Source organism: Chitinophaga sp. G7 BAM 1005, from assembly GCF_057126945.1.
On sequence record NZ_CP181478.1, the window covers coordinates 5527073 to 5540771 of the forward strand.

Below are 13699 nucleotides of genomic sequence, written 5' to 3' on the forward strand. Positions count from 1 at the left end.
ATGAGCATCAAAGATAATTTCATATCATTCATACACGGCTTACAGGATGAGATCTGCGCTGCGCTGGAAAAGGCAGACGGCAAGGCTACTTTCCTGGAAGACCGCTGGGAACGCCCTGGTGGCGGCGGTGGTAAAACACGTGTGATCGCCAATGGGAATGTGTTTGAAAAAGGTGGCGTAAATACTTCTGTCGTTCATGGCGAATTGCCGGAAGCAATGGCACAACAGTTTGGCGTTACCAACAGCCAGTTCATGGCATGTGGTATTTCGCTGGTGCTTCACCCGGTGAATCCTTTTGTGCCTACCGTGCACGCCAACTTCCGCTATTTTGAATTGTATGATCAGGATGGAACGCTGAAAGACAGCTGGTTTGGCGGCGGTGCAGATCTTACGCCCTATTACCTGCAGGAAGAAGACGGAATACATTTTCACCGTACCTTTAAAGATGCCTGTGATCCTTTCGGAAAAGAATTGTATCCTGCATATAAAAAGCACTGCGACGAATATTTTATTAATAAACACCGTAATAACGAAGCGCGTGGAATAGGTGGTATCTTTTATGATTACCTACGTCCTAACGCGGAGAGAACTGCAGAAGAACTCCTGAATTTCTCCAAAGCAAATGGAAACGCTTTCCTTGACGCATATCTTCCGCTGGTAGAGAAAACAAAAAAACTGCCTTATACCGAAGCACATAAAAGCTGGCAGGCGTATAGGCGCGGACGTTATGTGGAGTTTAATCTTGTTCACGACAGGGGCACACTGTTTGGCTTGAAAACAAATGGCCGTACAGAATCCATCCTGATGAGCTTACCGCCGGTAGCCCGCTGGGAGTATGATTTTCATCCTGCACCTGGCAGCCCCGAAGCGCAGCTGGAAGAATACCTGAAACCCAGGGAATGGGTAAAATAATAAACCGGCAGACGACGATATAAAAACAATAAAATTTTTATAAAGATGATCAGAAGAAACAGAATTTTAAGAGTATCTCCTGCTATTCGTGCAATGGTAGCGGAAACAATTTTAACACCCAGCGATTTTATAGCGCCGTTATTTGTTACCGAAGGAGAAAATGTGAAGGAAGAGATCAGCTCTATGCCGGGTTATTTCAGGCACTCCCTGGACCTTACCATTAAAGAAGCCAGGGAACTCTGGAGCCTGGGTATTAAATGCGTACTGCTGTTTGTAAAAGCGCCGGACAGTGTAAAAGATAATAAAGGTACTGAAGCAGTAAACCCCAACGGGTTGATGCAGCGCGCCATCCGCGGCATTAAAAACGCCATACCCGAAATGGTGGTGATGACAGATGTTGCACTGGACCCCTACTCTTCCTACGGTCACGATGGTATTGTAGAAGGAACAGAAATTGTAAATGATCCAACGGTAGAAGTACTAGCACGTATGAGCCTGAGCCATGCACAGGCAGGCGCCGATTTTGTAGCGCCCAGCGATATGATGGACGGCCGCATTCTCGCCATCCGCAATATCCTTGAAGAAAATGGTTTCGACAAAACAGGCATTATGGCTTACAGCGCCAAATACGCATCCTGTTTCTACGGTCCTTTCCGTGATGCACTGGACTCAGCCCCCGGCTTCGGCGATAAGAAAACCTACCAGATGGATTATGCCAATTCCCGCGAAGCTATCAGGGAAACGCTGATGGATATTGAAGAGGGCGCCGACATTGTAATGGTAAAACCTGCTATGGCTTACCTCGATATTATGCGCATTATTAAAGATCGTGTAACCGTACCAGTGAGCGCTTATCATGTAAGCGGGGAATACGCCATGATCAAAGCAGCAGCAGAAAGAGGCTGGCTCGATGAAAACAAGGCCATCATGGAATGTATGACCAGTATGAAACGCGCCGGCGCGGATCTGATCGCTACTTACTTTGCAAAGGACGCGGTAAAACTGCTGAATGCATAATTCCCTATCTTGCGTAAAATAATAAACCACCAACAGATGTACAGTAAAAGTGAAATGTTATTCGGGAAAGCAAAGCAGGTAATTCCCGGCGGTGTTAACTCTCCCGTACGTGCATTTAAAAGTGTAGGCGGCACGCCCGTATTTATGGAACGTGCCAAAGGCGCCTATATGTACGATGTAGATGGCAACCGTTATATCGACTACATCAATTCCTGGGGCCCCATGATCCTCGGCCATGCCTATGAGCCGGTGGTGAAGGCTATACAGGAATATGCCACCTACTCCACATCTTTCGGGGCTCCTACAGAACTGGAAACAAAGATCGCAGAACTGATCGTAGGCATGGTGCCTAATATCGATATGATACGCATGGTAAACTCCGGTACGGAAGCCTGTATGACGGCCATCCGGCTGGCTAGAGGCTATACCGGCCGTAATAAGTTTATCAAATTTGAAGGTTGCTATCACGGTCACGCTGATGCGTTCCTGGTAAGCGCCGGCAGTGGCGTAGCTACGCTGGGCATTCAATCTGTTCCGGGCGTTACCACTGCTGTAGCAGAAGATACGCTTACTGCTCCATACAATAATTTACCCGCGGTAGAGCAATTGATTGCCGATAACACCAACCAGATTGCCGCAATTATCATTGAACCCGTAGCGGGCAACATGGGCTGTATCCTTCCGCAGCCGGGCTTCCTGGAAGGGCTCCGTCAGCTTTGCGACGCAAACAATATCCTGCTCATCTTCGACGAAGTAATGACAGGGTTCCGTCTTGCGCGCGGTGGCGCACAGGAATTGCTGGGCATCCGCGCCGATCTCGTTACCTTTGGTAAAATCATCGGAGCAGGTATGCCGGTAGGCGCAGTAGCCGGTCCGAAAGAAATCATGGAACATCTTGCTCCGGCCGGAAAAGTATACCAGGCGGGCACTTTAAGCGGCAACCCTATTGCAATGATTGCCGGTTATACTTTATTGCAAACGCTGAATGAAAATCCTGTTATTTACCAGCAACTGGAAGAAAAAGCCAGCTACCTGGTAAACGGATTAAAAGAAGCATTCGGCGCTGCAGGTATCGTGCATAGCATCAACCAGATGGGATCTATGCTGAGCGCACATTTCACCGAATATCCGATTGTGGACTTCACCGCTGCCTCCGCCGCTAATAATGAATTATTCAAACGTTTCTTCCATGCGATGCTGGATCGTGGTATTTATTTGCCGCCTTCCGCTTTCGAAAGCTGGTTTATGAGTAATGCACTCACTACCGAAGACCTGGACGAAACCATTGCTGCTGCTAAATCTGCCATGCAGGCAATCAAATAGTTAACAATTCAATCCTGTGCAGAGTGGAAAGAGCTGTCTCTATAAAATGAGACGGCTCTTTATTTTTATACCCATCTTACCATCTATCAAAAAATAACTCCTTTACAATAAACTAATCTTCAAATAAATCAAAAACTATTAATTTTGTGGTTTAATGAATGATCGTGCGCACATATTAAAACGTTGGACACTCGTCTGCTTCCTGCTGTGCTTACAGCTGGCAACCAGCGTTCTGCCTTCGTTTGCAGCTCATCGTCATTATTTTCTGTTACCGGATCTGCACAAGCAACAGGTAGAGCAGGACAGGTTATTAAGTCTTGTTAATAAAATCCCTGTACATCTCGAATCAGATGATGAAGGCGCTGAAGTATGGCATATTACCAAGCATCGCCGTAAAACGCGCTGGTATCTCTCTGCTGCTGCGCCACAGGTAAGTACTGCCACCCGTATTGTATATCTTGATGCAGATAACACTGCATACAGCCTTATTCCTGAAAATAAAACCGGTGAGTATGGCCGCCAGAAATCCTTCCTGCCCGCCTACTATTCCTTTCTCTTCCGGTTTACTCCCTTTTGAATACCAGCACACCTTTTATTGTAATCATTTTTAATTTTTTTAGGGAGATGCCTGCCTTTTCTGCTATCACAGCGGATGGCCTCCTATTGTGTTGTATTCACCTATTCCGGTTATTCCGGGATCAATATCTTATTGCTATGCGTCAATATACAGGGATCTTAACATCGCTGATCGCTCTTTTCATGGCTGGTTGCGCCACCAAGGGAGAAAGTACCAACAAAGAGGATCTTAAAGTTTTACCGGTTACCACACTGGTAACAAAAGATACACTGCTGCACCGTTCTTATGTAACAGATATCCAGGCAGTGCAGAATGTGGAAATACGCGCCCGTGTAAACGGATTTCTTGATAAAATTTTTATCGACGAAGGTCAGGAAGTAAAAAAGGGACAACTGCTGTTTGGTATCAATGATGCGGAATACCGGGCAGAACTGGCCAAAGCAAAAGCAGTTCTCAGCAGCGTGGTAGCAGAAAGCAAAGCCGCCGCACTGGAACTGGACCGGGTTAAGTTACTGGTAGAGAAAAAAGTAGTAGCGCCTTCTGAACTGGAAGTAGCCCATGCAAAACTCGCTGCCGCACAGGCAAAAATAGAAGAAGCCCGCTCTGCCGCCTCCAATGCGGAAATGCGGTTATCCTATACCAGTATCCGCGCACCCTTTGATGGTATCATTGATCGTATTCCCTTAAAGAAAGGAAGCCTGATCAGTGAAGGCACCCTGCTTACTACGGTATCGGATACACGCGAAATTTATGCTTACTTCAACGTATCAGAAACAGAGTATCTCCAGTATAATAAAGCGCTGGCCAAAGGCGACAACAGTTACCGGCAGGTAGCGCTTGTATTGGCGGATGGCACCGATTATAATCATGTTGGTAAAATAGAAACCATAGAAGGTGAATTTGAAGAAAATACCGGCTCCATTGCATTCCGCGCCCGCTTCCCCAATCCTTCCAAGCTGCTGAAACACGGCGCCAGCGGGAAAGTACGCCTCACTACCAACATCGACAGTGCGGTGATCATCCCGCAAAAAGCCGTATTCGAAATGCAGGACAAAAACTATGTGTTCGTGGTAGATGGCAGCAACAAAGTGAAGATGAGAAACTTTATTCCACAGGCCCGCTTTGCACATTTCTACATCGTTCGGTCCGGACTTCTGCCCGGAGAACGTATTGTGTGTGAAGGTGTACGCAACATCCGCGATGGTATCCGGATTTCACCACGCGGCGTACCAATGGATAGTTTACTCAGTTTATAATCACACAGCTTCTGAGCTGAAATCACGAACAATGTTTGAAACTTTTATAAAAAGACCAGTGCTGTCACTGGTCATATCGCTTATTATCACACTGGTAGGCTTGCTCGCGCTATTTACCTTACCGGTCACCCAGTTCCCCGATATTGTGCCGCCTTCGGTAACGGTAACGGCTAAATATACCGGCGCCAATGCCGAAGTATCTGCCAAAGCAGTGTCTACACCACTGGAAAGGGCCATCAACGGCGTACCGGGCATGACGTATATGTCGTCCGTATCCAGTAACGACGGGATCACCGTGATCCAGGTATTCTTCCAGGTGGGTACAGACCCCGACCAGGCCGCAGTGAACGTGCAAAACCGCGTAGCCACTATTATTGATGAGCTGCCCGAAGAAGTGATCAAAGCCGGCGTAACCACGGAAAAAGAGGTAAACAGTATGCTGCTATATCTCAACGTGATGAGCGAGGACACCACCCTGGATGAACAGTTTATCTACAACTTTGCCGACATCAACGTACTCCAGGAATTAAAACGTATCGACGGGGTAGGCCGTGCGGAAATCATGGGCGCAAAAGAATACGCCATGCGCGTGTGGCTGAAACCCGATCGCATGCTGGCTTACAATGTATCTGCCGATGAAGTGATCCAGGCTATCCGCAAACAGAATATCGAAGCGGCTCCCGGTAAAACCGGCGAAAGCTCCGATAAAGATGCGATGATGCTGCAATATGTATTACGGTATACCGGTAAATTTTTTGAACCGGAGCAATACCGGCAAATAGTGCTACGGGCAGGGCAAGACGGATCCGTGCTGCACCTCAAAGATGTAGCCGATGTGGAATTTGGCTCGCTCACCTACAGCATGGTATCCAAAACAGATGGCAAGCCTTCCGCTTCCATCATGCTTAAACAACGTCCCGGCTCCAATGCACGCGAAGTAATTAACAATGTGAAGGCAAAAATGGAAGAAATGAAACATTCCTCGTTTCCTCCGGGCATGACCTTCAACTTCAACTACGATGTATCCCGCTTCCTCGACGCCTCTATCCACGAAGTGGTAAGAACCCTGTTTGAAGCATTCCTGCTGGTATTTATCGTGGTGTTCATCTTCCTGCAGGACTTCCGTTCTACCCTCATTCCCGCGCTTGCGGTACCCGTGGCGCTGATCGGTACACTCGCCTTTATGCAGATGATGGGCTTCTCCATTAACCTGCTCACGCTTTTTGCGCTGGTACTGGCTATTGGTATTGTGGTAGATAATGCTATCGTGGTAGTGGAAGCCGTACACGTAAAAATGAGTGAAGAACACCTTCCACCGATGGAAGCCACGCTGGCGGCCATGAAGGAAATAAGCGGGGCGTTGGTGGCAATTACCCTCGTAATGTCTGCCGTATTTATACCGGTGGCATTTTTATCGGGTCCGGTAGGCGTATTCTACCGGCAATTTTCTCTCACACTGGCCATTTCCATTGTGATTTCAGGTATCAACGCAGTAACGTTAACGCCTGCACTCTGCGCCATCATGTTAAAAGACACACATGGCAAACCCCGTAAAAAGAGCCTGCTGCAGCGCTTCTTCAACGGTTTCAACAAAGGCTATAATGCTACTGAAAATAAATATGCGAAGCTGATCAGCTTCATCGCCGGCAGGAGACTGATTACACTGGCCTGCCTGGTATTCTTCTTTGCCGCCACCTGGGGCGTTAGCGCCATCCTGCCTTCCGGGTTCATTCCTACCGAAGACCAGGGGATGATCTACGTAAACGTAACCACTCCCCCGGGCGCTACTGTAGAACGTACCGAAGCCATACTGGACCAGGTGCAAACTATTGCCGCTGAACTGGGAGAAGTGGAATCCGTATCCACCCTCGCTGGTTACAGCCTGGTAAATGAAGTGGCCGGCGCCTCCTACGGGATGGGCATGGTGAACCTGAAACCCTGGGACGACCGCAAAGCATCTGTACAGGATATCATTGAAATATTACAAAAGAAAACAGCCGGTATTGCAGATGCCAGCATAGAATTTTTCCCGCCGCCTACCGTTCCCGGATTCGGTAACTCCAGCGGATTTGAACTACGGCTGCTCGATCGCAGCGGCAGCGGCGATCTCCGGCAAACGGCGCAAATTACCAACCAGTTCATCGACGCGCTAAAAAAAAGGCCGGAGATAGGCAGCGCCTTCACCAGCTTTGATGCAGAGTTCCCACAATACCTGATCCATGTAGACCAGGCAATGGCGGCAAAAAAAGGCGTGAGTATAGAAAATGCCATGAGCAATCTTCAAACGCTGATGGGCAGCTTCTATGCTTCCAACTTCATCCGCTTCGGGCAAATGTATAAGGTAATGGTACAGGCAGATCCCTCCTACCGTACCAAGCCCGATGACCTGCTGCGCCTCTACGTAAAAAATGACCGCGGCGAAATGGTGTCGTATTCCGACTTCGTAAAACTGGAACGCGTATATGGACCGGAACAACTGACGCGCTATAACATGTACACCGCTGCCATGATCAATGGCGACGCCAAACCAGGATTCAGCAGCAGCCAGGCCATTGCCGCCGTACAGGAAGTAGCCGCAAAAGAACTGCCCAGGGGATATAGCTACGAATGGAGCGGTATGACGAGAGAGCAGATCCTTTCCGGTAACCAGGCCATCTATATTTTCATTATCGTACTGGTGTTTGTATACCTGTTGCTGGCAGCCCAATACGAAAGCTTCCTGCTGCCACTACCGGTATTGTTATCGCTACCCGCCGGTATTTTCGGCGCTTTCCTTTCCCTGAAAGTACTGGGCCTGGAAAACAACATCTATGCACAGGTGGCATTGGTTATGCTGATAGGTTTACTTGGTAAGAACGCCATCCTCATTGTGGAATTTGCCATCCTTAGAAATAAGCATGGCGCTACCATCCTGGCCGCCGCGAAAGAAGGCGCCGTATCCAGGCTACGCCCTATTCTTATGACGTCCTTCGCATTCATTGCCGGGTTAATACCGTTGTGTATTGCCTCCGGCGCCGGCGCTATGGGCAATCGTTCCATTGGTACGGCCGCAGCCGGCGGCATGCTCATCGGAACCATTTTCGGCGTACTGATCATACCCGGATTATATGTGCTGTTTGCTTCCATGATCAGGAAAAAATCCGTTGAACTAAAAGCTTACACCAATGAATAAACGAATATATCAATACGCATTATATGCTGCTATGGCCACTGCAACAGTGGCCTGCAGCACACAAAAAGAACTGGCGCTGCCGGAGCGTATAAGCGTTCCCGTGGTATCCGGTAATAACAGTGACACCATTTCACTGCACAATTTTGCACAGGTGTTTAATGATCCTAACCTGCGGAGCCTCATTGATACCGCATTGCGTAACAACTACGACCTGCTCTCCGCTGCACAGCGCGTAGCTATGGCGCAGGCCAACCTGATGATGGCTAAAAACGCCTGGCTGCCATCGCTGAACCTATCCCTATCGGCCGGTGTGGATAAGTATGCCGATTATACGCTCAATGGCGTGGGTAATTTCGATACCAACCTGTCGCCCAATATCAGTAAGGATCAACGCATTCCCGGCCCAACACCCGAATACTTTGCCGGCCTGAGAAGCAGCTGGGAAATAGATCTCTGGGGAAAACTGAAAAGCCAGCGCCAGGCCACCTACGCACGCTTTCTTGGTAGTGAACAGGGCCGCCGGCTGCTTACCACGCAAATAGTGGCAGGCGTTACCGGGCTGTATTATGAGCTCACCGCGATGGATAATGAGCTGGCTATTATACAACGCAATATTAAATTACAGGAAACCGCAGTAGCCACCGTGCATATTCAAAAGGCCGGCGGACGCGCTACCGAGCTGGCAGTGCAACAGTTCACCGCCCAGTTACTGAGCACGCAGGCACTGGAGTATGGCGTAAAACAGGAAATCGCGTCATTGGAAAACCAGCTTAACGCCCTCCTGGGAAGGCTGCCACAGCCCATTGTACGCAGCACGGTAAAAGATGCGCAGGCGTTGCCGGCGGCGATTAAAAAAGGTATCCCTGCCAGTTTGCTGTTGCAACGTCCGGATGTACAACGTGCAGAACTTGAACTGGCCGCAACAAAAGCTGATGTAAAAGCTGCGCGGGCCGCCTTTTTACCCGGACTCACCATCACGCCGTATGCGGGCTTTAATGCTTTCAAAGCGGGGTTGTTGTTCCAGTCGCCTGCGTCCATTGCATGGGGCGCCGTGGGCAATTTAACCGCGCCCATCTTCAATAAAAAACAAATACAGGCCCAATACAATATCAGTACCGCCAACGCCTGGACGGCATTCTACGAATACCAGCAAACCATTGTAAATGGCTACCAGGAAGTAGCTTCCGCCTTAAATAAAGTAGAAAACCAGCAGGAGGCCTATGCGCTGAAAAGCAAGGAGGTATTGGTATTGCAGCAGGCGGTATCTACGGCTAACATTCTTTTCACCACCGGTTACGCCAATTACCTGGAGGTGATCACCGCACAGAAGAGTGTACTGGAAGCAGAGCTGGCGCTGGTAACAACGCGCCGGAATGTGTACCAGGGAATGGTATCGTTGTATCGCGCGCTGGGAGGTAACTAATGTCTTTTTAGCGGAACGGATCGCCGGTGCGGCGATCCGTTCCGTATTTTACTTTTTACGGTGCTGAAATAACCACGGCATCACACCGGGTTCCACAAACATATTGTCCCAGCTGTTGTGTCCTACGCCGGGATACTCTGTGTACTTTTCTTCTGCGCCCAGTGCTTTCAGTTTGGCGTCATAAGCCCTGGAAGATTCTACCGGCACTACTTTGTCGTCGCCGCCATGAAAGATCCACACCGGTACTTTTTTGGCAAACTTACCGGCAGCTTCTACGTTGCCTGCACCACAAATTGGAAATGCGGCAGCAAAAATATCGGGACGTTTGGTGATTTCATAGAATGTGCCCATTCCGCCGAGCGATAAACCGCCGATGTATACCCGTTTGGTATCCACTTTTCCACCGGCCAGTAAACTATCCAGCAACTGGTTGAGTAAAGCGGTGGGAGGTGTGGGATCGCCATCCATCGGAAAATCTGCCTTGATTATTTTACCGGTGCTGTCACGCTCAAATTTCATGGGCGCCCATGTTTGATTGGGAGGGCATTGCGGGAAAACCACAAATGCCGGGTAATTGGCGCGGATGGTATCGCGCAGGAACATGGCGCCACCATGCAGGAGCTGCGCATTATTATCACGGCCTCTTTCACCAGACCCGTGCAGGAAAACGATCAGCGGATATTTTTTGTGACTATCGTAGCTGGCGGGCAACAGGAGGCGGTAGCGGAGGGTATCCCCTTTACGTATAAACGATTCGTGGCTGTACTGGGAAAGATCATCCTGTGCGGCGGCTACCAGGCTACCGGTGAGGGCGCAGGCCAGGAAGAATAATTTCAGGTAACGCATAACGGGGTATTTTTACACCCAATATACTACGGCAAAATCAGTATTTCAGTGTAAAATGCTGTTTAACTTTAAAATCTTTCCGGAAAAAAACCAGCCCGATAAAAAACAGGTCGATGGTCATAGTCACCTGCGGATGTTCCTGTATAGTATGCCAGGCGGCTTCCATATCCGGGGTCCAGTGGATATCGTCAAAAATAAAAACGGAATATTCATCGGCAAACTGCAGGCACTGCTCAAAATAGGCCAGGGTGGGTTCTTTACGGTGGTTGCCATCTATATACACCCAGTCGGGCAGCTGCATTTGTTTTAACACGTCCGGTAACACGGTATCAAAATTCCCGGTTACCTGCGTAATGTTTTTTATGTGAAGCGCCTCAAAGTTTTTGGCAGCCCGGGCGGCTATATTAGGGCATCCTTCAATGGTATAAATACGGGCCTGCGGGGCGGCCTTTGCCATATATGCTGTAGAAAGCCCCATAGAAGTCCCCAATTCAAGGATACGGCCCGGTTGGAGATATTGTATCAGCCGGTAAAATAACTGCCCGAATTTAGGCTGTTTTGCCGCATAGCGGGTAATATCCCGTACCCGGCGTTCATTACCGGCCGATATCAGCGACCCGGCGCCCAGGTCGGTTACCTGCAGCGTTTCATTACTTTGCAGCAACTGTTTGCGCAACTGTTCTATTTCCCGGAAAGCCGGATGCTGTTTTTTATCCAGCAATACATCCTCTATCAGTGAAAATACAAAGGGAGAGTGTACGTCATGACGATTACCTGAAGTAAAATAATACTTCAGGTATTTTCCGGCTAAATTATACTGTTGCGCTAAACCCACTGGCTAAATTATTTTTAATAGATCTTTCCTTTTATCATGCCCCACATATGCAAACGATGCTGCAGGGATACTCTCAATACGCCAAGACCATAAATGGCGCTGCGTTTGAAATTGATACTGGAGGCTTCGTCGAAGTATTTGGTAGGACAGGTAATTTCTGCAATATCGTATCCTTTCATAAATATCTGCGAAACCATTTCATTATCGAACACAAAATCGTCATTATCAGCCATATAGTTGATATCACGCAATACCTCCGATGAAAAAGTCCGGTAGCCGGTGTGGTATTCACTCAGCTTCTGACCAATCAGGATGTTTTGTGTCAACGTTAAGAAACGATTAAATATGTACTTGTACATCGGCATCCCCCCTTTCAGGGCGCCTTTTCCCAGGATCCTGGACCCGAAAACCACCGGGTACACATCATTGGCGATAATACTGCACATGGCGGTAATGAGCTTTGGCGTATACTGATAATCGGGGTGCAGCATCACCACAATATCAGCTCCCAGGTCCAGCGCTTTGTTGTAGCAGGATTTCTGGTTACCTCCGTAACCTTTGTTTTTGTCGTGGCGTATCAGGTGCTGAATCCCCAGCCGCCTGCCGACTTCAAGGGTATCGTCTCTGCTGGCATCATCTACCAGCACTACATCATCAACTATGTCAAAAGGGATTTCCCGGAATGTTTTTTCCAGCGTAAGTGCTGCGTTGTAGGCCGGTAATACAACCACAATCTTTTTGTTATTAAGCATGAAAGTGGATCAAATTTGGCAGCAAAGGTAACTCACCTGCTGATAATTCAAAATATCTCCCGGAAATGCGTTCCGGACACCACCTATCATGATTTAATTTTAACTGTTATTAATTATTTATCTTTGCCTGATGATGTTTTTGGCATCATATTTTCTTAAATTTTTGTTAACAAAAAGCAAAAACAACATGTTAAAACACCTACCAACGGAAATGAGGCTCGATAAACGCTTGACCTGCAAGCCCGATGAGTCATTACCGTTAGTACGCCTGGCTCAAAAATTTCTGACCACCAGATGGATTAAAGTGCTACCAGCCCCACTTGTTTTACTTTTTACTTTCCAGACAGCCTATGCGCAGGACCCGGAACTGAAAAGCACCACGTCTCCTGTTATCAAAACCCAGGATACTACCATCCGCAAACTGCTGGAAGACGTACAACGGATCACCGACAATGACAAACAAAACTCTACCGCCATACAAGCCCTGTTACAGGGAAAGGAAATAGATAATATCACGAAGTATGAGCTGATAAAAAATAATATCATCAATGCCAGTGAAACGTATTATCTGCTGAATAAGAAAATTATCGATCTGAAGTCACGTACTACTACTAATAACCTCGATGTTTTCATCACCTCGCTGAATAACCCGGAAAGTAAAGCGCTGGGCTTTTCTTTGAGCGACCGCATTGTAGAACTGGTAGAAAAGATCATCCTGAAAAACAAAGGAGATAAAGGAGAAAAGAATTCTAAAATTGTTGAGTCTACCAAGTCGATCATCAACAGTCCTATCTTCCAGAGCTTTACCTCCCTCACTCCCCCGCTGGCAATTGCCAACTCGGTGATGAACTTCCTGCACAGCGTGAGTGTGAATAACAAACAGATCAATCAGAAGTCATTACAGGATTTCGAAAAGGAGCTGAACAAATATGTGGTGTATTACACCGCATTAAATGATGCCAACCAGAAATTTGAATATGGCCTGAACTTCAATAAAGATCAGCTAAGCCTGTTACAGGATAACCTGTTTGATCATCTGTCGTTTACCGCCACTTCCCTCAAATTTCCTGCTCCGCAGAAAGGGAACCAGGGTTTGAGCCAAACGATGAATGAATACTTTTTTGATTTTAAGAAAGAAAAAGTAGTGGATTACTTCGCTAAGCTGGAAGAAAAATATACCAAAGGCAAACGGATCGACTATGAATCCCTGCTGCGCGAAAACTCTTCCCTGAAAGAAGTAAATAATCAGCTGGAAGACCTGGTATTACAAACCAAACGGTTTGAAAATCTTTACAACGAATATTTCACTTTACTGGATTCTTACTATACCAAAGTAAACAACTCGCTGAAAATAGCTCAGGATAATGGCCTTGCCGACAAAAGCATCATCGATGCCAAACAGGCGGAGTTCAGGAACCTGAAAACAGAAGCAGTGGGCGAAATCCAGGCGTCAATCAATATACGGGAACTGTACAGCAATACAGAGAAAATCAAATACCGTTACAGGATATTCTAATTAACGGATTCCTATAAAGGCAAAAGACGGTAGTGAGATCCTTCACTACCGTCTTTTGCTTTTATAGGAT

General features: G+C 47.7%; 11 protein-coding genes. 8 read left to right on the forward strand and 3 right to left on the reverse strand.

Translation table 11 applies throughout. From position 1 onward, the window contains the following. The 7 genes from hemF to ACMXI2_RS21910 all read left to right on the forward strand — a co-directional run bounded on the left by hemF (nt 1) and on the right by ACMXI2_RS21910 (nt 9680). Nucleotides 1–912 (forward strand): oxygen-dependent coproporphyrinogen oxidase, encoded by a 912-nt coding sequence (gene hemF / locus ACMXI2_RS21880; protein ID WP_483778194.1) that lies wholly within the window; start codon nt 1–3, stop codon nt 910–912. A 45-nt stretch (nt 913–957) separates the two neighbouring features. Then, nucleotides 958–1929 carry a porphobilinogen synthase gene (gene hemB / locus ACMXI2_RS21885; protein ID WP_483778195.1) on the forward strand — a complete coding sequence of 324 codons (972 nt, stop codon included), beginning with the start codon at nt 958–960 and terminating at the stop codon, nt 1927–1929. 36 nt (nt 1930–1965) lie between these two features. After that, nucleotides 1966–3252, forward strand: coding sequence for a glutamate-1-semialdehyde 2,1-aminomutase (gene hemL / locus ACMXI2_RS21890; RefSeq protein WP_483778196.1), 1287 nt, complete (start codon nt 1966–1968; stop codon nt 3250–3252). 154 nt (nt 3253–3406) lie between these two features. Beyond that, nucleotides 3407–3829 (forward strand): hypothetical protein, encoded by a 423-nt coding sequence (locus ACMXI2_RS21895; protein ID WP_483778197.1) that lies wholly within the window; start codon nt 3407–3409, stop codon nt 3827–3829. Between the two features lie 137 nt (nt 3830–3966). Next, nucleotides 3967–5085: an efflux RND transporter periplasmic adaptor subunit gene (locus ACMXI2_RS21900; RefSeq protein ID WP_483778198.1), complete on the forward strand. Its 1119-nt coding sequence runs from the start codon at nt 3967–3969 to the stop codon at nt 5083–5085. Nucleotides 5086–5116: 31 nt separating this feature from the next. Beyond that, nucleotides 5117–8257, forward strand: coding sequence for an efflux RND transporter permease subunit (locus ACMXI2_RS21905; protein WP_483778199.1), 3141 nt, complete (start codon nt 5117–5119; stop codon nt 8255–8257). Beyond that, on the forward strand, nt 8250–9680 hold the full coding sequence (locus ACMXI2_RS21910) for a TolC family protein (RefSeq protein ID WP_483778200.1): 1431 nt from the start codon (nt 8250–8252) through the stop codon (nt 9678–9680). The genes ACMXI2_RS21905 and ACMXI2_RS21910 overlap by 8 nt, the downstream gene beginning before the upstream one ends. Before the next feature lie 48 nt (nt 9681–9728). Here the strand turns inward: ACMXI2_RS21910 and ACMXI2_RS21915 are convergent, their stop codons facing one another. The 3 genes from ACMXI2_RS21915 to ACMXI2_RS21925 are packed head-to-tail and all read right to left on the reverse strand — an operon-like array spanning nt 9729 to nt 12113. After that, entirely contained in the window at nt 9729–10526 is a 798-nt protein-coding gene (locus ACMXI2_RS21915; protein ID WP_483778201.1) for a carboxylesterase family protein, read from the reverse strand. A gap of 37 nt (nt 10527–10563) precedes the next feature. Then, on the reverse strand, nt 10564–11361 hold the full coding sequence (locus ACMXI2_RS21920; RefSeq protein ID WP_079470422.1) for an O-methyltransferase: 798 nt from the start codon (nt 11359–11361) through the stop codon (nt 10564–10566). A gap of 14 nt (nt 11362–11375) precedes the next feature. Further along, a complete protein-coding gene (locus ACMXI2_RS21925; protein WP_483778202.1) occupies nt 11376–12113 on the reverse strand; it encodes a glycosyltransferase family 2 protein in 738 nt (245 codons plus the stop codon). Nucleotides 12114–12300: 187 nt separating this feature from the next. On the opposite strand from ACMXI2_RS21925, the gene ACMXI2_RS21930 reads away from it, so the two are divergent. After that, nucleotides 12301–13629 carry a hypothetical protein gene (locus ACMXI2_RS21930; RefSeq protein WP_483778203.1) on the forward strand — a complete coding sequence of 443 codons (1329 nt, stop codon included), beginning with the start codon at nt 12301–12303 and terminating at the stop codon, nt 13627–13629. Nucleotides 13630–13699: the final 70 nt, after the last annotated feature.